At 70.9% G+C, this 19,281-nt stretch carries 17 protein-coding genes and 2 pseudogenes; 10 read left to right on the top strand and 9 right to left on the bottom strand.

The window, feature by feature from the left end; translation table 11 throughout:
* The first annotated feature begins 682 nt into the window (after window positions 1-682).
* Window positions 683-964 carry a hypothetical protein gene (locus AB0N90_RS29520; RefSeq protein WP_365201797.1) on the top strand — a complete coding sequence of 94 codons (282 nt, stop codon included), beginning with the start codon at window positions 683-685 and terminating at the stop codon, window positions 962-964.
* Window positions 965-1,043: 79 nt separating this feature from the next.
* Here AB0N90_RS29520 and AB0N90_RS29525 read toward each other — a convergent pair whose 3' ends face one another.
* Window positions 1,044-1,901: a DUF4231 domain-containing protein gene (locus AB0N90_RS29525; protein WP_365201799.1), complete on the bottom strand. Its 858-nt coding sequence runs from the start codon at window positions 1,899-1,901 to the stop codon at window positions 1,044-1,046.
* Between the two features lie 120 nt (window positions 1,902-2,021).
* On the opposite strand from AB0N90_RS29525, the pseudogene AB0N90_RS29530 reads away from it, so the two are divergent.
* From AB0N90_RS29530 to AB0N90_RS29545, 4 genes and pseudogenes are all read left to right on the top strand, one after another.
* Window positions 2,022-3,062, top strand: a pseudogene (locus AB0N90_RS29530) (hypothetical protein); the annotation flags it as partial.
* Window positions 3,063-3,242: 180 nt separating this feature from the next.
* Window positions 3,243-3,665 (top strand): hypothetical protein, encoded by a 423-nt coding sequence (locus AB0N90_RS29535; protein WP_361683318.1) that lies wholly within the window; start codon window positions 3,243-3,245, stop codon window positions 3,663-3,665.
* A 14-nt stretch (window positions 3,666-3,679) separates the two neighbouring features.
* Window positions 3,680-4,288: a cell wall protein gene (locus AB0N90_RS29540; protein ID WP_365201801.1), complete on the top strand. Its 609-nt coding sequence runs from the start codon at window positions 3,680-3,682 to the stop codon at window positions 4,286-4,288.
* 18 nt (window positions 4,289-4,306) lie between these two features.
* The gene (locus AB0N90_RS29545; RefSeq protein ID WP_365201803.1) at window positions 4,307-5,170 is read left to right on the top strand and encodes a MauE/DoxX family redox-associated membrane protein; all 864 of its coding nucleotides are present in this window, start codon (window positions 4,307-4,309) and stop codon (window positions 5,168-5,170) included.
* A 68-nt stretch (window positions 5,171-5,238) separates the two neighbouring features.
* Here the strand turns inward: AB0N90_RS29545 and lysS are convergent, their stop codons facing one another.
* Window positions 5,239-7,002 carry a lysine--tRNA ligase gene (gene lysS, locus AB0N90_RS29550; RefSeq protein WP_365201806.1) on the bottom strand — a complete coding sequence of 588 codons (1,764 nt, stop codon included), beginning with the start codon at window positions 7,000-7,002 and terminating at the stop codon, window positions 5,239-5,241.
* A 210-nt stretch (window positions 7,003-7,212) separates the two neighbouring features.
* Here lysS and argS point away from each other — a divergent pair, with 210 nt between their 5' ends.
* On the top strand, window positions 7,213-8,994 hold the full coding sequence (gene argS, locus AB0N90_RS29555; RefSeq protein ID WP_365201867.1) for an arginine--tRNA ligase: 1,782 nt from the start codon (window positions 7,213-7,215) through the stop codon (window positions 8,992-8,994).
* A 6-nt stretch (window positions 8,995-9,000) separates the two neighbouring features.
* On the opposite strand, the gene AB0N90_RS29560 is transcribed toward argS, so the two are convergent.
* Window positions 9,001-10,008 carry a YafY family protein gene (locus AB0N90_RS29560; RefSeq protein WP_365201809.1) on the bottom strand — a complete coding sequence of 336 codons (1,008 nt, stop codon included), beginning with the start codon at window positions 10,006-10,008 and terminating at the stop codon, window positions 9,001-9,003.
* Window positions 10,009-10,090: 82 nt separating this feature from the next.
* On the opposite strand from AB0N90_RS29560, the gene AB0N90_RS29565 reads away from it, so the two are divergent.
* Window positions 10,091-10,471, top strand: coding sequence for a VOC family protein (locus tag AB0N90_RS29565; protein ID WP_361683308.1), 381 nt, complete (start codon window positions 10,091-10,093; stop codon window positions 10,469-10,471).
* Window positions 10,472-10,481: 10 nt separating this feature from the next.
* On the opposite strand, the gene AB0N90_RS29570 is transcribed toward AB0N90_RS29565, so the two are convergent.
* On the bottom strand, window positions 10,482-11,495 hold the full coding sequence (locus AB0N90_RS29570; protein WP_365201812.1) for a glycoside hydrolase family 11 protein: 1,014 nt from the start codon (window positions 11,493-11,495) through the stop codon (window positions 10,482-10,484).
* A gap of 305 nt (window positions 11,496-11,800) precedes the next feature.
* On the opposite strand from AB0N90_RS29570, the gene AB0N90_RS29575 reads away from it, so the two are divergent.
* Window positions 11,801-12,628 carry a DUF4253 domain-containing protein gene (locus AB0N90_RS29575; RefSeq protein WP_365201814.1) on the top strand — a complete coding sequence of 276 codons (828 nt, stop codon included), beginning with the start codon at window positions 11,801-11,803 and terminating at the stop codon, window positions 12,626-12,628.
* Window positions 12,629-12,655: 27 nt separating this feature from the next.
* Here the strand turns inward: AB0N90_RS29575 and AB0N90_RS29580 are convergent, their stop codons facing one another.
* Together AB0N90_RS29580 and AB0N90_RS29585 are read right to left on the bottom strand one after the other, a co-directional pair.
* Window positions 12,656-13,513 carry a hypothetical protein gene (locus AB0N90_RS29580; protein WP_365201874.1) on the bottom strand — a complete coding sequence of 286 codons (858 nt, stop codon included), beginning with the start codon at window positions 13,511-13,513 and terminating at the stop codon, window positions 12,656-12,658.
* A gap of 537 nt (window positions 13,514-14,050) precedes the next feature.
* Window positions 14,051-14,278 (bottom strand): annotated as a pseudogene (locus tag AB0N90_RS29585) (helix-turn-helix transcriptional regulator); the annotation flags it as partial.
* A 152-nt stretch (window positions 14,279-14,430) separates the two neighbouring features.
* Between AB0N90_RS29585 and AB0N90_RS29590 the strand changes: the two are divergent.
* Window positions 14,431-15,198 (top strand): DUF4232 domain-containing protein, encoded by a 768-nt coding sequence (locus AB0N90_RS29590; protein WP_365201816.1) that lies wholly within the window; start codon window positions 14,431-14,433, stop codon window positions 15,196-15,198.
* A gap of 38 nt (window positions 15,199-15,236) precedes the next feature.
* Here AB0N90_RS29590 and AB0N90_RS29595 read toward each other — a convergent pair whose 3' ends face one another.
* The 3 genes from AB0N90_RS29595 to hemB form a co-directional block, all read right to left on the bottom strand.
* Complete coding sequence (locus tag AB0N90_RS29595; RefSeq protein ID WP_365201819.1) at window positions 15,237-15,872, bottom strand: NAD(P)H-binding protein; 636 nt, start codon at window positions 15,870-15,872, stop codon at window positions 15,237-15,239.
* A 21-nt stretch (window positions 15,873-15,893) separates the two neighbouring features.
* The gene (locus AB0N90_RS29600; RefSeq protein ID WP_365201821.1) at window positions 15,894-16,916 is read right to left on the bottom strand and encodes an LLM class flavin-dependent oxidoreductase; all 1,023 of its coding nucleotides are present in this window, start codon (window positions 16,914-16,916) and stop codon (window positions 15,894-15,896) included.
* Window positions 16,917-17,041: 125 nt separating this feature from the next.
* A complete protein-coding gene (hemB, locus tag AB0N90_RS29605; protein ID WP_136100252.1) occupies window positions 17,042-18,034 on the bottom strand; it encodes a porphobilinogen synthase in 993 nt (330 codons plus the stop codon).
* 207 nt (window positions 18,035-18,241) lie between these two features.
* On the opposite strand from hemB, the gene AB0N90_RS29610 reads away from it, so the two are divergent.
* The gene (locus tag AB0N90_RS29610) at window positions 18,242-19,237 is read left to right on the top strand and encodes a phospholipase D-like domain-containing protein (RefSeq protein WP_361683292.1); all 996 of its coding nucleotides are present in this window, start codon (window positions 18,242-18,244) and stop codon (window positions 19,235-19,237) included.
* The last annotated feature ends 44 nt before the right edge of the window (window positions 19,238-19,281 follow it).

Raw genomic sequence — 19,281 nt, forward strand, 5'->3', positions numbered from 1 at the left:
TCCACTTCCTCCTGGCCCCACGGATGGCGCGGCGCCTGTACCTGTGGACGCTGGACAACCCCGGCCTCACCTACCAAGAGGCGCTGAAGTGGGAGAGCCTCTGGCAGCTCGAGCGTGCCCGGCTACGACAGACCTACGGGCGAGGGCTGTGGCACCTGAAGGCGCCCTGGCCGGAACGGACTCCCCTGCGTGCCGGTCTCTTCAGCCCCGACTTTCTCGCCGAGATTCGGTCCGTCCAGAAATCCGCATGCTGCATCTGAACGAAGCGGGGTCAGGCGACCTTTGGGGCTGCGCTGAAATCGCCCGCTCGTCTCGAGGTAGCCGTATCGCAGAAGGGCAGCAAGTGGAGAACCGGTTCGCTGGGGCATGCACCTCGTGTTCCGTGTGGGTGGAGGCGCACGGTGGGTTCTTGCAGAGAAGCGAGAGCAGTACCTGGGAGGTGCGCTGCGCAACGTGCCACCATGTTGACGAGCTCGCTGAGGAAGACCACTTTGACCTCGACGAGATCACCTTGCCCGCGACGCCACCACCTGGAGCCGCCCCCACGCTCCCCCTTCGTGTTCTCGGATTGAACCGGTCTTGCTGGAAGTGCGGGAGAGCCACCACCTGCATCGTCGGCCTGTATCCAGTTCGTCCCGCACGCGGCTACTGCGGGCTCTTCACCACGGAGAACACCCGGACGATGACCCTCGCCGTGCAACTTCTGGAGCGAAACGGCCGGGTGGGTCTGACAGCATCGGTGAAGTCCCGATACAGCAGGACCATGCGCGAACGGCAGCTGACGAACGGATGTCAGCACTGTGATGCTCTCCAGGGCAACCTCCCTGTCCAAGAGGAGGCGTTCGAGCGGGTCGTGACAGCTGGCGGGCCGGACGGACTCGACATACTGCTCGTCGCCGAGTGGCCGGCCCTCGCGCGGCAGGCGGTGGTGCACGACAACGGCGGCGGTGTCATCGCCGTCTGACGCAGGACCGTGCACCCGCGGCACCCGGATCAGACCGAACGTCGGTGCTATCCACCGGGTGCTTCAGGCAGGATTCCCGTCAGGCCGACCGTTCCTCCCGGCCGGAGCTCTGCTGCTCAAGCTGGAGCTCACGCTTGCGTTGCTCCTCCTTCAAACGCTCCACAAAACGCGCAAACTTCCGCAACCTCTCCGGCTCCGTGAGCGGGTGCGCTGCGTCAGGGCCCGCGTAGTCGTCGAGCATGAACTGTGAGGCATTGTAGTGCTTTTCGATGTCATCAGCCGTCGACTGCAGGTTGTAGCCCCGCTCCCGGAACTTGAAGTAACCCGTGATACCAGCGGACACACCCACCAAGGCGCTCAAGGCAGACGTCGCCAAACTCAAGGCTGAGTTGGAGCCCTCGTTCATCGCAACAAGCGTCGACGTCACGATCGACCCCGTGATGATGACGACCTGGAACAAGTTGTGTACCCGGCGGTTCCTTGCGGCCCCCTGTCGGTACTGCTCGATCAGATCGAGCGAGGCCTCCCGATAGATCCTAAGCCCGGACGGCGAATCGAGAGGCAATTTCGCCGCTGCCGTCTGGCGCTCCGAAAGGGCCGCTCGCATAGCGGCGTTCTTCGCGACGAGCTCTTTCCGACCCTTCAGCCACAAGCGGCCCAGCAAGGTCGCCAGGCCCAGAAGGATCACAAGCCCGACGTACCGCGTGATGACCGGCTGGTCGCGCCATAGCCCCACGACCACCGTGTACCCGAAGAGCCCCGCAAGGCCCAGAGCGCCCAACTCTCCAAGGACGTAGAGCCTCTGCCACGTCTTTACGCCCCTGAGCTCGGAGGTGGCTCCATCGTAGTTCTTAGCCGCGTCGCGGTATTGGCGCTGAAGTTCGCGCTCCGCGCTCTCCGACAGCCCCGAAGGCCCGCCATCCATCCCCGCTGTCACACTGCCCCCAAAATACGTGTCACCGACAGGCGACTGGAATCAGCCCGCCACTCGACGTAACTCACCTACCAGGAACGGCACATCGTACTGAACAGTGATGACACCAAGCACATAGAGATAAGGATGAAGCTCTGGGAGCTGCGCTCCTACGAGCAGGTCATCAAGCTGGAGCAGGAGCGCCTCGTCTACCAGGCCCGGCTGCGTTCCCGCTTCGGCCGCGCCTGGCGCCGCAAGGCCCCGGTGGAGTCCCTGATGCCGCTGCGGCTTGCGCGCTACGGCGTCCCGCTCGCGAAGACGGCCCCCTCGGGCCTGCTGGCGGCGGGCATCGAGCCGGTACTGCTGCCGCCGGTGTCCCTCGCGGCGACGCCCGAACTCACCGCGGCGGCGGACGCGATACCTGGGGCCGACGCGATACCTGGGGCGGACGCGATACCGGCGGCGGGCACAGGCACCGCGACACCGGCCACCGCCACCGCCACGGACCCGGCCGCCGTCACCGCTGCGGCCGCCGCCCCGGGCGCTGCCACCGGCCCGAACCCGGGGGCCACCGCCACGGCCCCGGCCGCCCAGGCCGCCGCTCCCGCCCCGGCCACCGCTCCGGGCGCCGCGGCCGCCGTACAGACGTCCGCGCCCGCGCCCCACCCCGCGCAGAACGCCCAGAACCCTCAGGGTCCCCAGCTCCCTCAGCACCCCCAGGGCCCCCGGGGTCCCCAGGGCCCCCCGCAGGACGAGCAGAGCCCCTGGTTCCAGTCGCCTCGGGAGGTCGAGTACCACGGCGGGTACGACCCCTCCTTCGAGCCGCCGCCGGACCCCCAGTACGACCCGGAGGAGCAGTACGAGGACTGGTACGAGGGGCAGCCCCCGGAGCGGTTCCAGCAGCCCTCCCCGGAGGAGACCGGCAGCTTCCCCATCCCGGTCGGCCCCAACCGCACCCGCGAACTGGGCGGGGGCGGCGGCATCCCCGGCGCCGAACCGGACGAGGACGCCTTCTACCAGGTGTTCCGGCAGTCGATAGACGGCAGTTACCCCACCGCCCACATCCTGGGCGAGAACATCCAGGCGACGTACGGCACCCAGCTCAGCCCGGCCGAGCTGAAGTCCCTCGCCGCCCGCTTCCAGCAGCGCCACTCGGCGGAGCTGGAGGAGGACCACATCGCCTGACGCCTCGTGGGCCGTTCCCCGGAGCGGCCCACGAATCACTCCCGGCCCGGTACACCCCCTGGCCAACGCGCGTAGCAACGAGCATCATGGCTTGCGCCAACGCACCATCCCGCACCGTACTTTCGCCTCTCTTTTGTCATGCACCGGTCAATTCGAACCGTTCGACGAAGGGAAACAGCAATGGCTTGCGGATCCACCAGCCTGTGGGCGGGCGAGACCTCCTGGTTCTGCTGCGGCAGTTCCTGGGGCCCCTGCGGCAGCACCGGCACCGGCGCCTGCGGCACCTGCCAGTCCGGCAAGAACATGGCCGCCTGGCCCAACCTCACGGCGGCCTGCTGGAACGTCACCGATCCGGCGGCCTGTGGCGAGAACATGCCCAGACGCGGCTGCGGTTCGGTCGTGAACGTCAAGCACCAGTGCTCCGGCGCCGCCGTCTGCGTCACCCTCGCCGACTGCGGCCCCAACACCCAGATGTGGTGCAGCGAGCAGACCTGCTGCAACGGCGCCTGCCGCACCCACCGGGTCATCGACCTGACCCCGGCGGCCTTCTCGGCCATCGGCAGCCTCAGCTCCGGCCTGCTTCCCGTCTACATCTACGAGTGAGGAGGACCACCGCCATGACCGGACGCCACGGCATCGACCGCCGCTCCCTCCTGACCAGCGCCGCCCTCGGCGGCGCCACCATCGTGGGCGCCTCCGCACTCGGCGGCCTGGACGCGGACGCCGCCTTCGCCGCCCCCATGCCCTCCCTGGACCCGGCGGTCTCCCGGTCGTCGTTCATCGACGGCCGGGTCAGCCGGATCAAGGGCAGCACCCTCGACGTCGTCGAGTCCGACGGCACCCACCGGCTCATCCAGCTCACCAACGCCACCAGCGTCTGGAAGCTGGAGACCGTCACCGCCGAGGCCATCGAGACCGGCGACGGCCTGTACGCGCGGGGCGTCGAGATGCCCGACGGCAGCGTGGCAGCCGACGCGGTCTGGGTGAACATCGTCAACCTCTATGTCACCGTCCGCGGCATCGAGCGCTCCCGGCTGCATCTGAGCCACGGCCGCAACGCCCTGGTCGGCCACATCGTGGCGAAGCGCACCACCGCCTCCTTCCGCGGCGGCGCCCTCACCTCCAACCTCTCCCAGCTCAAGATCGGGCACCACGCCCAGGTGCTCGGCGCCTGGCGGCCCGCGGACGACAGCGTGGACATCGCCCGCATCAGCGTCGGGCACTGAGCCGAGGGGAATCTTCCGATGGCATCGCTCACCACGAACCTCGCGCCCCTGCTGCTCGGCGTCCTGCTCGCCGCCACCGGCGCGGGCAAGGCGTTCGGAAGGCAGGCCGCCGGACAGGCGGCCGGCACCGTGCTGATCCGCGTCCTGAACGACGGCCGCCGCGCCACCCGGGTCCTGCGGGCCACCGGCGCGGTGGAACTCGTCGTGGCCGCGGGCCTGTTGGCCGCGCCGACCACCGTCGTCCCCGGGATCGCCGCCGCCGTCCTCGGCCTCGGCTTTCTCGGCTACCTCGGGTACGCCCGCGCCACCGCCCCGGAGTCGTCCTGCGGCTGCACCGCCCGCGGCGACGGCCCGATCACCTGGCGGGCGTTCGTCCGCGCGGGCCTGGTCGTGGTGGGCGGCGCCGCGGCCGCCGGGGCCCGGACCGCCTGGTGGACCCAGGCCGCCCGGCACCCGGTGGCATCGCTCGCCTTCCTCCTCGTCACCACGGCCGTGCTGGCCGCTTTCTCCAGTGACCTGGACCAGCTGTGGCTGGTCCCGCTGCGCAGGGCCCGGCTGCGGATCCTCGGCCATCCGCTCGGTGCCGGCCGGGACGAGGAGGTCCCGGTGGCCGCCTCCGTCGAGCTGCTGGAGCGCTCGCTGGCCTGGGTCGCCGCCGCGCCCGTCGTCCGCTCCGGGCTGATCGACCACTGGGAGGCCGACGGCTGGCGCTTCCTCCAGTTCGCGGGGGTGCACGAGATCGACGGCACGGCCCGCCCGGTCACCGTGCTGTTCGCGCTGGACCCGCGCGCGACGAGGGACACCACCGACAGACCGGCGGTCCGGGTCACCCTGATCGACGACCGGACCGACGAACCGGTCCCGGTGGACCTGCTCGCCTGACGGGGAAGGGCATGAAGAACAGGGGCCCTCCAGCCGGAGGGCCCCTGTTCTTCGCCTATGTCAGCGCGTCACTGCCCGAGCAGCGCCCGCACCCGCTCCTGGCCCACGGCGAGCAGCAGCGTGGGCAGCCGGGGACCGGTGTCGCGGCCCACCAGCAGCTGGTAGAGCAGCGCGAAGAAGGTCCGCTGGGCGGTCTTGATCTCCGGCGGCAGCTCCTTGGGCGTGGCGTCCGCCGAGAACCCGGCCTGCACCTTCGGCACGCCGTAGACGAGGTGCGTCAGGCCGTCCAGCGACCAGTGCTCGGCGAGGCCGTCGAGCAGCAGCCGCAGCGAGCGCTGGGACGCCTCGTCCAGCGACTTCAGCAGCTCGGCGTCCGGCTCCTCGCGCACGATGGTCCGCTGGTCGGCGGGCACATGCGTGTTGATCCAGGCCTCGGCCTTGTCATAGCGCGGCCGGGCCTCCGCCAGCGAGGACAGCGGGCGCTCCGGGTCCAGCTCGGAGAGGATCCGCAGGGCCTGGTCCTCGTGCCCGGCCGTGATGTCCGCGACGGACGCCAGCGTGCGGTACGGCAGCGGGCGCGGCGTCCTCGGCAGCTCGGCGGCGGCGGTGCCGATCGCGCGGGTGTACGCGGCCACGTCACCGGGCAGCGCGGAGCCGTCGGCGACCTTGGCGGCGAGCTTGTCCCACTCGTCGTAGAGCCGCTGGATCTCCTGGTCGAAGGCGATCTTGAAGGACTGGTTGGGCCGGCGGCGGGCGTACAGCCAGCGCAGCAGCTGCGGCTCCATGATCTTCAGCGCGTCGCCCGGGGTGGGCACGCCACCGCGCGAGGAGGACATCTTGGCCATGCCGGAGATGCCGACGAACGCGTACATCGGGCCGATGGGCTGCTCGCCGCCGAAGATGCCGACGATCTGCCCGCCGACCTGGAAGGACGAGCCCGGGGAGGAGTGGTCGACACCGCTCGGCTCGAAGACCACGCCCTCGTAGGCCCAGCGCATCGGCCAGTCGACCTTCCAGACCAGCTTGCCGCGGTTGAACTCGCTCAGCCGCACGGTCTCGGTGAAGCCGCACTCCTTGCAGACGTACGACAGCTCGGTGGTGTCGTCGTCGTACGAGGTGACCGTCGTCAGGTCCTTGCCGCAGCCGCCGCAGTACGGCTTGTACGGGAAGTACCCGGCACCGCCCGCGGAGCCGTCGTCCTCGGCGGCCGCGCCGGAGCCCTCCTCGGCCTCCAGCTCCGCCTCGTCCACGGCCTTCTGCTGCTGCTTCTTGGCCTTGGGCTTGGTGCGGTACTGGGCGAGGATCGCGTCGATGTCGCCGCGGTGCTTCATCGCGTGCAGGATCTGCTCGCGGTAGACGCCCGAGGTGTACTGCGCGGTCTGGCTGATGCCGTCGAACTCGACGCCCATCTCGGCCAGCGACTCGACCATCGCGGCCTTGAAGTGCTCCGCCCAGTTCGGGTACGACGAGCCCTTCGGGGCCGGCACCGAGGTCAGCGGCTTGCCGATGTGCTCGGCCCAGGACTCGTCCACGCCCGCGATGCCCGCGGGGACCTTGCGGTAGCGGTCGTAGTCGTCCCAGGAGATCAGGTGCCGGACCTGGTAGCCGCGGCGGCGGATCTCGTCGGCGACCAGATGCGGGGTCATGACCTCGCGCAGGTTGCCGAGGTGGATGGGGCCCGACGGGGAGAGGCCGGACGCGACGACGACCACCGGAGCGGTAGCGAGTGATGTCGCTTTGCCCGGGGCCCGGCGCTCCGACTCCTCGATGACCTCATCCGCGAAACGGGAGACCCAGTCGGTGGTCTCGGTGCTCTGAGCCACGATCGGCACGTCCTTCTTTCTCCATCGGGCAGCCGTAGCGGTCGCACGGCTGACCGCTCCATTGTCCCAGGCGGGACCACTTCCGCGAAAACGCCTTTTCAACGCGTGGGACGCGCTTCCCGGGACGCGCGTTCACCCGCGGACCGGAAAATTCGCTTGGGGCCGCGTGGAATACTGGGCGTGACGATCCATCCCCACGAGGAGAACGGCACCTCACCTATGGCCTCGGTCACGTCCCTCAGCGACTCCGTCCAGCAGCAGCTCGCGTCCGCCCTCTCGGCCACCCTGCCGGAGGCCGCCGGCGCGGACCCGCTGCTGCGACGAAGCGACCGGGCCGACTACCAGGCCAACGGGATCCTGGCCCTCGCCAAGAAGGCGAAGGCGAACCCGCGGGAGCTGGCCACCCAGGTCGTCTCCCGGGTGACCACCGGCGCGGTGATCCAGGACATCGAGGTCTCCGGCCCCGGCTTCCTGAACATCACCGTCGCCGACGGCGCGATCACCGAGAACCTCGCCGCGCGCTACGCGGACGAGTCCGGCCGCCTCGGAGTGCCGTTCGCCGCGCACCCGGGCACCACGGTGATCGACTACGCCCAGCCGAACGTGGCCAAGGAGATGCACGTCGGCCATCTGCGCTCCGCGGTGATCGGCGACTCGGTCGTCCAGCTGCTGGAGTTCACCGGCGAGACCGTGGTCCGTCGCCACCACATCGGCGACTGGGGCACCCAGTTCGGCATGCTCATCCAGTATCTGGACGAGCACCCGCACGAGCTGGACCACAAGACGTCCGCCGAGGACACCGCGGCCTCCGGCGAGGAGGCGATGTCCAATCTGGACCGCCTCTACAAGACGGCGCGCAAGCTCTTCGACTCCGACGAGGAGTTCAAGACCCGTGCCCGCCGCCGGGTGGTCGACCTCCAGGCCGGCGACCCGCACACGCTCGCCGTCTGGCAGAAGTTCGTGGACGAATCGAAGATCTACTTCTTCTCCGTCTTCGAGAAGCTGGACATGGAGGTCCGTGACCCCGACATCGTCGGCGAGTCCGGGTACAACGACATGCTGGCCGAGACCTGCCGCCTCCTGGAGGAGTCCGGTGTCGCGGTCCGCTCCGAGGGCGCGCTCTGCGTGTTCTTCGACGACATCCTGGGCCCGGAGGGCAACCCGGTTCCGCTGATCGTCCAGAAGTCCGACGGCGGCTACGGCTACGCGGCCACCGACCTCTCCGCCATCCGCGACCGCGTCTTCAATCTCAAGGCGAGCACGCTGCTGTACGTGGTGGACGCCCGCCAGGCCCTGCACTTCCGCATGGTCTTCGAGACGGCCCGCCGCGCCGGCTGGCTGAACGACGACGTGACGGCCGTCCAGCTGGCCTTCGGCACCGTGCTGGGCAAGGACGGCAAGCCGTTCAAGACGCGTGCGGGCGAGACGGTCAAGCTCCAGGACCTGCTGGACGAGGCGGTCGACCGGGCGACGGCCGTGGTCCGGGACAAGGCCGAGAAGGTGGGCCTGACCGAGCAGGAGATCGAGGAGAACGGCCGGTACGTGGGCATCGGCGCGGTCAAGTACGCCGACCTGTCCACGTCGGCGGTGCGGGACTACAAGTTCGACCTGGACCAGATGGTCTCGCTGAACGGCGACACCTCGGTCTACCTCCAGTACGCCTACGCCCGTATCCAGTCCATCCTCCGCAAGGCCGGCGAGGCCCGCCCCGCCGCCCACCCGGAGCTGGCACTGGCCCCGGCGGAGCGCGCGCTTGGCCTGCACCTGGACCAGTTCGCCGAGACGGTCCTGGAGGTGGCCGCCTCCTACGAGCCGCACAAGCTGGCCGCCTACCTGTACCAGCTGGCCTCGCATCTGACGACCTTCTACGACCAGTGCCCGGTCCTGAAGGCCGAGTCCCCCGCCCAGATCGAGAACCGCCTCTTCCTGGTCGACCTCACGGCCCGCACCCTCCACCAGGGCATGTCCCTGCTGGGCATCAGGACCCCGGACAAGCTCTGACCCCGGTCAGGGCCCCGGGTGGGCCTCGGTGACCGGTTCGCCGGCGGCCTCCGCACCGGAGCCGCCGGCGTTCTGCTGCGCCACCTCTCGCGCCCGCCGTACCAGGGCCTCCCGCACCTCGTCCGGTGCCAGTACCCGCAGCGGTGTCCCCAGCCCGAGCAGATAGCGCGCCAGGCCGTCCGCGTCGACGCCCCCGATGTCGACCAGGGTCGCGTCGGGGCCGTCCGGGCGGTGGGTGCCGACGGTCGCGGGGACGAGGCGGAGCGCCTGGTCGAGGGGGACGGGGAGCCGGACGGTCACGGACAGGGGGTAGGGGCCGTTCGCGATGTTGCGGGAGACCAGACGGGCCGGGTCCGGGGGGTCGCTGAGGTCGGCGGGCCGGCCGGTGGGCTGGAGGCGGTCGACGCGGTCCGCGCGGAAGGTGCGCCACTGGCCGCGGGCCACGTCCCGGGCGACCAGGTACCAGAGCCTGCCCGTGTGGACCAGCCGGTACGGGTCGATGTCCCGGACCGTGGCCCGGCCCTCCGCGTCCGTGTACGACAGCCGGGCCCGCTCCGCTCTGCGGCACACGGCCGCCAGCTCCAGCAGCACCGCGGGGCTGACCCCCGAGCCGCGCGCGCCGGGGAGCAGGACCAGGGCGTCGTCCAGTTCGCCGAGGCGGTCCGCGATCCGGCGCGGCAGCACCGTACGGAGCTTCAACAGGGCGGAGAGCGCGGCCTGGTCGCTGCCCAGGGAGTGGTTCAGGGCCGCCTCGCCGAGGCCGACCGCGACGGCCAGCGCCTCCTCGTCGTCCAGGATCAGCGGGGGCACCCGGGAGCCGGCGCGCAGCCGGTAGCCGCCCCAGGGGCCCGGCTCGGAGTCGACGGAGTAGCCGAGTTCGCGCAGGCGGGCGATGTCCCGGCGGACCGTGCGGTCGGTGACCTTCAGGGACCGGGCCAGTTCGGCGCAGGTCCACGAGGGGCGGGAGGAGAGGAGGTTCAGCAGGCCCAGGAGCCGGGCGGAGGTGGCTAGCACGGGGGTGTCCCGGGGGGAGTCTCGGACAACGGCGGCACAACCAGGACCGTACCTGTCCTGGTCACGTCGTAGCGTCCCCCTCATGACTACGGAGACCACTCCCGCCATCCGCTACGTCGCCGTCACCTTCGACTGCGCCGACCCCGCCGGACTCGCCCGCTTCTACGGTGAGCTGCTCGGCCACCGCACCCTCTTCGCCACCGACGACTTCATCCTGCTCGGCACCGAGGGCGCCCCCGGCCTCGGCTTCACCCGGGTCGCCGACTACCGCCCGCCCACCTGGCCGGACCCCGCCCAGGGCAAGCAGGCCCATATCGAGCTGGGGGTGGACGACCTGGACGCCGCCGAGCGACGGATCCTCGAACTGGGCGCCACCAGGCCGGAGTTCCAGCCGGGCGAGAAGCGCTGGCGGGTGCTTCTCGACCCGGCCGGACACCCGTTCTGCATCACGACGCTGGCCTAGGGCTTCGGCATCAGTTCGCCGTGCAGCTGAACGTGGGCCAGGTGGTCGAGCCGTTCTTCTGCACGGTCAGGCCCCAGTTGTTGCCGCTGCCGTTGGACTTGGCGCTCAGCACCTGGGCACTGGGATAACTCGCGGCCACGTTCCACGTCGACAACACCTTCTCCGGAGCCGGGACATTCGCGGTCACCGTCCAGTTGCTGGCCCCGCTCACCGAGACGTTCAGGTTGTACCGGTCGTCCCACACCTGCCCCGCGGTCACGGTCGCCGTGCAGCCGCCGGTGCCGCCACCGCCGCCGGTGCCACCACCGCCGCCCGAACCGGAGCTGTCCACGGTGATGTTGGAGCTGCCGCTGCTCTGGTAGCCCTCGGTCGCCATGATCATGTAGTAGTTGAAGCTGCCCATGTTCATCCCGTGAGCGGCCCAGGCGTCGAAGTGGTTGCCGGTGGTGATGGTGCCGCCGGTCCGCTTGGACTGCCGCACGCTCCAGTACTGGTTGAAGGTCTTGGTGCCCTCCACCGACGGGGCGTTGGTCCGGGTCGTCTCGTAGATGTCGTACGTCCCGCCGTCACTGGTGACCGTGCCCTTGAAGGTGCCGGTGGGCCGGTAGCTGCCCCAGTTGTCGACGATGTAGTACTCGACCAGCGGGTTCGAGGTCCAGCCGTACAGCGACAGATACGCGTTGCCGGAGGGGTTGAAGGTGCCGGAGTAGGTCACACTGCGGCGCCCGCCGTTGCTCCAGCCCTTGCCGGCCACGAAGTTGCCGACGTTGCTCCAGTTGGTGCTGTAGTTGCCGGCCGACCCCAGGTTCATGGAGACGGTGCCGCCGCCGTCGGTCCAGAACGAGTAGTAGTAGCCGTTGTCGGTGCCGGTCTGGTTCGAGGTGATGACCGTGTCGGCGCCGGCGGTCCCGGCGCCGGGCAGGGTCAGCGCCCCGACGGCGAGCAGGACGACGGCGCAGACACCTCGGAACAGCGAGGTGCGAGGGCCCCGGGGGCGGTGTTCTCTTCGGCTGCGGATCTTCATGGACGTGCTTCCTCCTCATGGATCGATGGAGCCGGATGAGGGTGGAGCGACGCGCTGCGCGATGGTGCATCAGTGTTGAGGTGTACACAAAGGCAGTCAATGGTTTCGGTAGTTATTTCGAAACATTCGGGTCATCAAATCTCCATCTCGGAAAGGGAATTGGCTGGTGAGCGGGCATCTCGCATGAATGTCACAGACTTCTCCGAGACGGTGAAGGGAGCATGACCGAGAGAGGGTGGGGCCACTTCGAAAGTTTCGGAACCCTTGGGGAGCCATTGTCAGACCCTCCCCCTACAGTCACCCCCATGGCGACTCTTCCCAACCCGCTGCCCCGGCTGGCCACCGACCCCAGCGGCCGCAGCCTGGGGCTCCAACTGCCGCCCGGCAGGCTGCTCGACACGACCGAGAACGGCCCGCACCACGAACCGCTGCTCTGGCTCGCGGACAAACCGGCCGGCCCCGGCACCTGGACCGCCCTCGGCGCCCCGGCCGCGCGCGCCGGGCTGCTCCCGGTGCTGGTGGAGACCGGCGGCCCCCAGGGCGGTCCGGAGGACTGGGACTTGATGCCGGACGACGTCTCCTACCCGGGGGACCACGACCCGGAGGAGGTCCTCGCCGAGTACTGGGAGGGCGACGAGGAGTCCGGTCCCGGCGACGAACTCGGGGACCTCGTGGAGCCGTTCGGGCCGGAGTGGCCCGGACTCGCCCCGCCCAAGAAGCTCAGCGCCGACCCGAGCACCCGCGCCGCGCACGCCGCCGACGAACTGACCGCCGACCAGGGCCAGTCCGTCTTCCCCGCCCCGCACCTCGCCCTCGTCCCCGCCCGCCGCTCCGCCGACATCCCGGCCGCGATCGGCTGGAGCGGCCCGCTGAACCACGACAATGACGTGGCGCGGCTGTGCGCGGTCCTGCGCTCCTGGGAGGACCGCTTCGGCATACGGGTCGTCGCGCTCGGCTTCGACGCCCTGCTGCTGTCCGTGGCCGCCCCGCCCACCGACCTGGCCGAGGCCGAGGCGGTGGCGGCGGAGCACTTCGCGTTCTGCCCGGACAACATCACGCAGGGCGCGGACACCCTCCGCGCCTACGCGAAGGAGCTGGTCGGCGAGACCACCTGGTTCTTCTGGTGGGACTGACCCACCGGTGACGACGGCCGTCGGCCACTACTGCGCGGGCGCCCACTTCTCGCCGCCCAGCGGGAAGGCGTAGGCGGGGCGCCCGTTGCTGCCGCTGGTGCGGAAGGGCCGGCCCTTGTCACCGATCTCCAGGGTGCCGTGCCGGCCGCCGCTGGACCAGGACAGCTCCAGGTACCAACTGACGTCGTACGCGGAGGCGTTCGCCGTGATGTAGAAGACCTCGGGGTCCGACTCGCTCACGCTGAGGGGGAAGCCGCGCTGTCCGGCCACCGGCTGGACGGCCGGCCGTACGGCGTCCAGGGCGACGGTGAAGGAGTGGGTGGGCACCCCGCCGCCGCAGCCCACGCCGGGGTAGCCCATGGCGTAGTCGTTCCAGGCGAGCGGCGCGCGCTTGCCCGCCATCCGTACCGACATCCCCTCCAGCACCACGGTCTGCTTGCCGCTGCCCTGCACGGTGAGCGTGACGTACTGCTCGCCCGCCGAGACGGCCTGGTGCACGGCCACCCACGCGGGCGCGTCGTTCTCGACGGGCGGCGGGGACACGGCCGTGGGCGGGCGGTCGATCAGATAGTGCTGGAAGCAGGGGCTCTCCCAGGAGTACGGGTGGGTGGTGATCGCGAGGGGGACGGCCGTGGACTCCTTGTCGTCGGCGGTCGCGCCGCCCGGCGGTCCGCTCGTGGCCGCGTCCGGTCCCGCGGTGCTTCCCTGGTCGGCGGAGGGCGAGGGGTGCCGGGCGGAGCTCGACGGGGAGGGCGAGCCGCTGCCCCGGGTCGCGGTACCGGTACCGGTCGCGGGCGTGCGGTCCCGGGCGGCGGCGGTGGCTCCGGTGGGCGCCGCGCCCTGGTCGGGGCGCCCGCTGTCGGGCAGCCCGAACGCGAGGGCCACGGCACCGAGTACGGCGGCTCCGGTGAGGGCGGCGATGAGGACGGGGCGGCGGGAGCGGGCGCCGGGGCGGGGGCGTGGACGGGGGCCGGGAACGGCGGCTTCCGGAGCCGGGGTTGATGCCGGACGCGGTGCCAGGTCCGCGTCCGGGGCAGGCTCAGGCGCGGGCGCCGGGTCCGGTGCCGCAGCGGATGCCGATGCCGGGCCCGATCCCGATGCCGGGCCCGACCCCGGTGCCGGAGCCGTTGCCGGTTCCGGAGCCGTTGCCGACGCGGGAGCGGACGCGGGGGTCGACGCAGAGGCCGACGCAGGGGCCGACGCAGGGGCCGACGCGGAGGCGGACGCGGAGACTCCCCCCGTCACCGCCTCCCCCACGGCCTCCCCGGCCACCCCCGGCGCGAGCCCCCCGACCGCCCCTGGTGTGGGCCTCTCGGCCGCCCCCGATGCGAGCCCCTCGGCCGCTCCCTGTGCGCCCCCCTCGGCCGCCTTCTTCCCCCGTCCCGCGTCCGCCAGCACCCAACTCCGGTGCAGCGCCACGAGTTCCTCCGGTGACGCCCCGCAGAGCCGTGCCATCCGCTCCACGGGGGCGTAGTCCGTCGGTACGGCCTCCCCGTTGCAGTAGCGGTGCAGCGTCGACGTACTCATGTGGAGCCGCTTGGCGAGCATGCCGTAGCTGTGCCCTGAGCGGTCCTTCAACTCCCGCAGCCGCTCGGCGAACCCGGTCCCCCCGGTGCTTTCCGACACGATCCGTCCCCTCCCCTGTCCCATTCCCCCATTCCAGGGAAGGGACGTTCTTGCAGGTCAACACCTATGTGGCCGTTCCAGCGTCCCGGATCGGCCGCCGGGGCTGGCGGGCGGGACAAAGCGGCCCGCAGGCTGTGGACATCCAAGCACTCCACGACCCGGAAGCGAGAAGCGCCATGCGCAACCGCCTTGCCCTCCGCACCCGTACCCCCCTGCTCGCCGCGGCCGGCGCCGCACTCGCCGCACTCGCCCTCACCGCGTGCGACAACGGCACGGGCACCAAGGACGAGGGCGCCGCCCGGCACACCCCGGCGGCGAGCGCGAGCGGCACGCCCGCCGCCAACCAGCCCTCCGCCGACGCGAATGCGCAGCAGGGGTCGACCGGCTCCACCGCGCACGGCACGCAGACCTCGGCCGGATCCCACCGCGCCACCGGCGGCAGCGGTACCCAAGGAACCCACGCCTCCGGCGGCACCGGTGGTTCCAAGGGCTCGGGCAACGCCTCGGACCCGGAGAACCGCGTCCTGTGCAACGGCTCCAACACCAAGGTCACCGCGCAGGTGCTGTCCCGCCCGCTCAACCACATGATGCTCACCGTCAAGAACACCGGCTCGAAGTACTGCGACCTGACGTACTACCCGGTGCTCCGCTTCGACGGGATGCAGTGGGCGCCCGGCGCCGACGAGTCGACCAAGCCGCAGGCGGTCACCACCCTCGCGCCCGGCGAGTCCGGCTACGCGGGCGTGCTGCTGTCCGCCGCCGACGGCAGCGGCGACGGCGGCCAGACCGGCCACAAGCTGACCGTGTACTTCCAGGGCATGACCCCGAACAGCGACGGCGGCGCCACGGCGAACGTCACCCTGCCCGCGAAGGGCGTCTACTACGACAGCTCGCTGAAGGTCACCTACTGGCAGCAGAACGCGTCCGACATCGCGGGCTGGTGACCCGGAGACGCCCCCGGAAGTCCCTCGGGGGCGACCGCCTAATAGGCGATGGAGATGTGCGCCCGGGGATGCGCGTCGCGTTCGATCTCATCGACGATCGCCAGCGCGAAGTCGGCGCCGGAGATCTCCGACCTGCCCTGCTCGTCGAGCAGGGCGACCTCCCCGCCGACGCGGTACGACCCGGTCCGCTCGCCCGCCGCCCAGGCGCCGTAGCCGCCCGCGGGCGAGATCAGGGTCCAGTCGAGCGAGCCGGGCGCGGCGGTGGTGAGCCATTCCCGGATCGCGTCCATCTCGCGCGCCTCGGACCGGAACTGCTCGGGTACGTCCCCCTCGGCGAACCGGGGCTCGCCCGGCGCGGGGCGCAGCGAGGAGAACCCGCCGATCACGATCAGCCGGGCGCCGTCGGCGGCCGCCGCGGCGGCGATGTCCTGGTACAGGCCGCGCAGCCGGCCCACCAGGTCGCCGCGCGGCGACAGGGCCGCGACCACCGCGTCCCGGCCGGGGACCAGCCGTACCGCGTCCTCGGCCGCGCCCTGGGTGTACGACACCCCGTCGACCGGGGACTTCGGCGCCGACCGTGCGTACGACGCCACCTGATGGCCCCGGGCGACGGCCTCGGCGGCGACGTTCGCGCCGGTGTAGCCGGTCCCGCCGATGATCAGGATCTTGCCCACGGCGACTCCCGCCGGTCAGGGTCAGCGCCAGCCGAGCGCCGGCGCGACATGGGTGAGGATGTTCTCCAGGACGTGACTGTTGTAGTCCACGCCGAGCTGGTTGGGCACGGTCAGCAGCAGCGTGTCGGCCTCGGCGATCGCCTCGTCCCCGGCCAGCTGCTCGATCAGGGCGTCGGGCTCGGCGGCGTACGTACGGCCGAAGATCGCCCGGGTGTCGGCGTCCAGGTAGCCGATGCTGTCGCTGCTGTCGCCGTCGCGGCCGAAGTAGGCGCGGTCGCGGTCGTCGGTGAGGGCGAAGACGCTGCGCGAGACGGAGACCCGCGGCTCGCGCTCCCAGCCCGCCTCGGCCCAGGCCTTGCGGAAGGCCCGGATCTGCGCCGCCTGCTGCACATGGAAGGGCGCGCCGCCCTCGTCGTCCTTGACGGTCGAGCTCATCAGGTTCATGCCGAGTCCGGCGGCCCAGGCGGCGGTGGCGTTGGAGCCCGCACCCCACCAGATGCGCTCGCGCAGCCCCTCGGAGTACGGCTCGATGCGCAGCGGTCCCGGCGGGTTGGCGAACATCGGGCGCGGGTTCGGCTCGGCGAAGCCCTTGCCCTGGAGCACCATCAGCAGCACCTCGGTGTGCTTGCGGGCCATGTCGGCGTCGGTCTCGCCCTCGCCGGGCGCGTGGCCGAAGTACCGCCAGCCGTCGATGACCTGCTCCGGTGACCCGCGGCTGACGCCGAGCTGGAGCCGGCCGCCGGAGATCAGGTCGGCGGCGCCGGCGTCCTCGGCCATGTACATGGGGTTCTCGTAGCGCATGTCGATCACACCGGTGCCGATCTCGATGCGCGAGGTCTTCGCGCCGATCGCGGAGAGCAGCGGGAAGGGCGAGCCCAGCTGGCGGGCGAAGTGGTGCACCCGGAAGTAGGCCCCGTCGGCGCCCAGCTCCTCGGCGGCCACCGCGAGGTCGATGGACTGGAGCAGCGTGTCGGAGGCGCTGCGGGTCTTCGAGTGCGGGCTGTCGGCCCAGTGGCCGAAGGAGAGGAATCCGATGCGTTTCATACCGCCGTGAACAGCGGACCGAACTAATTGATTCCTCAACTATCCCTCGGACCGCCGCTCGCGAGACCACTCCCGGGGCCGCTCACGAGGCCACACCCGAGGCCACACCCGGGGCCGCTCCCGATTCAGCGCAGCTTCTGCGCCACCTCGGTCGCCCAGTACGTCAGGATGTTCCGCGCCCCGGCCCGCTTGATCCCCGTCAGGGTCTCGAAGATCGCCCGGTCCCGCTCGATCCAGCCCTTCTCGGCCGCGGCCTCGATCATCGAGTACTCGCCGGAGATCTGGTACGCGGCGACCGGCAGGTCCACCGCGTCCGCGACGCGCGCGAGGATGTCGAGGTACGGCCCGGCCGGCTTGACCATCACCATGTCCGCGCCCTCGGCGAGGTCCAGCTCCAACTCCCGCAGGGACTCGCGCCAGTTGGCGGGGTCCTGCTGGTACGTCTTGCGGTCGCCCCGCAGCGAGGAGGCGACGGCCTCGCGGAACGGGCCGTAGAACGCGGAGGAGTACTTCGCGGTGTAGGCGAGGATCGCCACGTCCTCGCGGCCGATCTGGTCGAGCGCGTCCCGGATGACGCCGATCTGGCCGTCCATCATCCCGCTGGGGCCGACGATGTGGGCACCGGCGTCGGCCTGCACCTGGGCCATCTCGGCGTACCGCTCCAGGGTGGCGTCGTTGTCGACCCGGCCCTCGGCGTCCAGCACCCCGCAGTGCCCGTGGTCGGTGAACTCGTCCAGGCACAGGTCGGACATGACGAGGAGGTCGTCCCCGACCTCGGCGCGTACGTCGCGCAGCGCGACCTGGAGGATCCCCTCGGGGTCCGTACCGGCCGTTCCCTGGGCGTCCTTGTTGCCGTCCTCCGGCACGCCGAAGAGCATGATCCCGGAGACCCCGGCCTCGACGGCCTCCGCCGCGGCCTTCTTCAGGCTGTCGCGGGTGTGCTGGACGACGCCGGGCATCGCGGCGATCGGCACGGGCTCGCTCACGCCCTCGCGGATGAACGCGGGGAGGATCAGGTCGGCGGGGTGCAGGCGCGTCTCGGCGACCATCCGTCGCATGACGGGCGTGGTCCGCAGCCGCCGGGGACGTGTACCGGGGAAAGATCCGTACTTCGTCATGCCGTCTACGCTACGCCCGCCCGCTCGCCTTCCTTACCGACGCCCTGTCGGCCCGGCGGCCTGGCATTGAGGGGCAAACCGGAACCCCGATACCGAGTTTTTGCGCCCCCCTGGCCATCTCTGGATCCGCGCGCCTCCCCAGCGTTCTACGCGCGTGGTGTCATGCACCCGACACCACACCCCCTGCCTCCCAGAAGGAGTCACGCAATGCTGCGGAAGGCCCTCACCCGCGCCGCTGTCGCCCTCGCCGCCGGCACCGCCGTCGCCGTCGCCGCCGTCCCCGCGAACGCGGCGACGTACTCGGCGTTCGCCTTCTCCCAGGCCGGTACCGGCCAGCCGACGATCTACGACTTCATCAACTCGGCCACCAGCAAGCTCGACATGACGATGTACGAGCTGGAGGACACGACGGCCGTCAACGACCTGGTCGCGCTGGAGAAGAAGGGCGTCACCGTCCGGGTCGTCCTGGACCGGCAGCACAAGAGCGAGGACAACGCGGCGTACACGACACTGACCGCCGCGGGCGTGGGCGTCGTCTGGTCCTCCTCGTCCTACGTCTACACGCACCAGAAGACGATCACCGTGGACGGCACCAAGTCGCTCGTCCTGACCGGCAACCTGACCTCGCAGTACTACACGACCAGCCGGGACTACGGCGTCTTCACCGACGACACCCGCGATGTCGCCGCCATCGAGAAGGTCTTCGACGCCGACTACGCCGGCACCGCGATCACCCCCACCGACGGCGACCACCTGCTGTGGTCCCCCACCGACTCGCGCAGCCGGCTGGTGTCCTTCATCAACGCCGCGACCAAGACGCTGGACGTGCAGGAGCTGGAGTTCAGCGACAGCACGGTCGTCAACGCGATCGTGGCGCGCGCCAAGGCGGGCGTGAAGGTCCGTGTCGTCCTCGAAGACCCCGCCAGTTACGCCAGCGAGGTCTCCGCGGTCAAGGCGGCGGGCGGCACGGTCGTCGGCTACTCCGACCCGAACGGCTTCTACATCCACGCCAAGGCCATGGTCGCCGACTACGGCCTGTCCACCCAGGCGGTGGAGGCCGGCTCCATGAACATCAGCAGCAACTCCCTCAGCAGCAACCGGGAGTTGGGCATCATCATGACCGGCACGGGCGTGGCCCAGCCGGTGGCGCAGACCATCGAGACGACGTTCAGCAGCGACTACGCGGGCGGCACGGCGGCGTAGCCCCGGCCCCTCGACCACGTTCACCCGGCCCGGTCGGGACGGCT

It is taken from the genome of Streptomyces sp. NPDC093018, assembly GCF_040684035.1.
Lineage (GTDB): Bacteria > Actinomycetota > Actinomycetes > Streptomycetales > Streptomycetaceae > Streptomyces > Streptomyces murinus.

Coding starts and splice junctions, on each gene's coding strand:
- AB0N90_RS29520 (WP_365201797.1), top strand. CDS start 683: ATGACCCTCGCCGTGCAACTTCTGGAGCGAAACGGCCGGGTGGGTCTG.
- AB0N90_RS29535 (WP_361683318.1), top strand. CDS start 3,243: ATGGCTTGCGGATCCACCAGCCTGTGGGCGGGCGAGACCTCCTGGTTC.
- AB0N90_RS29540 (WP_365201801.1), top strand. CDS start 3,680: ATGACCGGACGCCACGGCATCGACCGCCGCTCCCTCCTGACCAGCGCC.
- AB0N90_RS29545 (WP_365201803.1), top strand. CDS start 4,307: ATGGCATCGCTCACCACGAACCTCGCGCCCCTGCTGCTCGGCGTCCTG.
- argS (WP_365201867.1), top strand. CDS start 7,213: ATGGCCTCGGTCACGTCCCTCAGCGACTCCGTCCAGCAGCAGCTCGCG.
- AB0N90_RS29565 (WP_361683308.1), top strand. CDS start 10,091: ATGACTACGGAGACCACTCCCGCCATCCGCTACGTCGCCGTCACCTTC.
- AB0N90_RS29570 (WP_365201812.1), bottom strand. CDS start 11,495: ATGAAGATCCGCAGCCGAAGAGAACACCGCCCCCGGGGCCCTCGCACC.
- AB0N90_RS29575 (WP_365201814.1), top strand. CDS start 11,801: ATGGCGACTCTTCCCAACCCGCTGCCCCGGCTGGCCACCGACCCCAGC.
- AB0N90_RS29590 (WP_365201816.1), top strand. CDS start 14,431: ATGCGCAACCGCCTTGCCCTCCGCACCCGTACCCCCCTGCTCGCCGCG.
- AB0N90_RS29600 (WP_365201821.1), bottom strand. CDS start 16,916: ATGAAACGCATCGGATTCCTCTCCTTCGGCCACTGGGCCGACAGCCCG.
- hemB (WP_136100252.1), bottom strand. CDS start 18,034: ATGACGAAGTACGGATCTTTCCCCGGTACACGTCCCCGGCGGCTGCGG.
- AB0N90_RS29610 (WP_361683292.1), top strand. CDS start 18,242: ATGCTGCGGAAGGCCCTCACCCGCGCCGCTGTCGCCCTCGCCGCCGGC.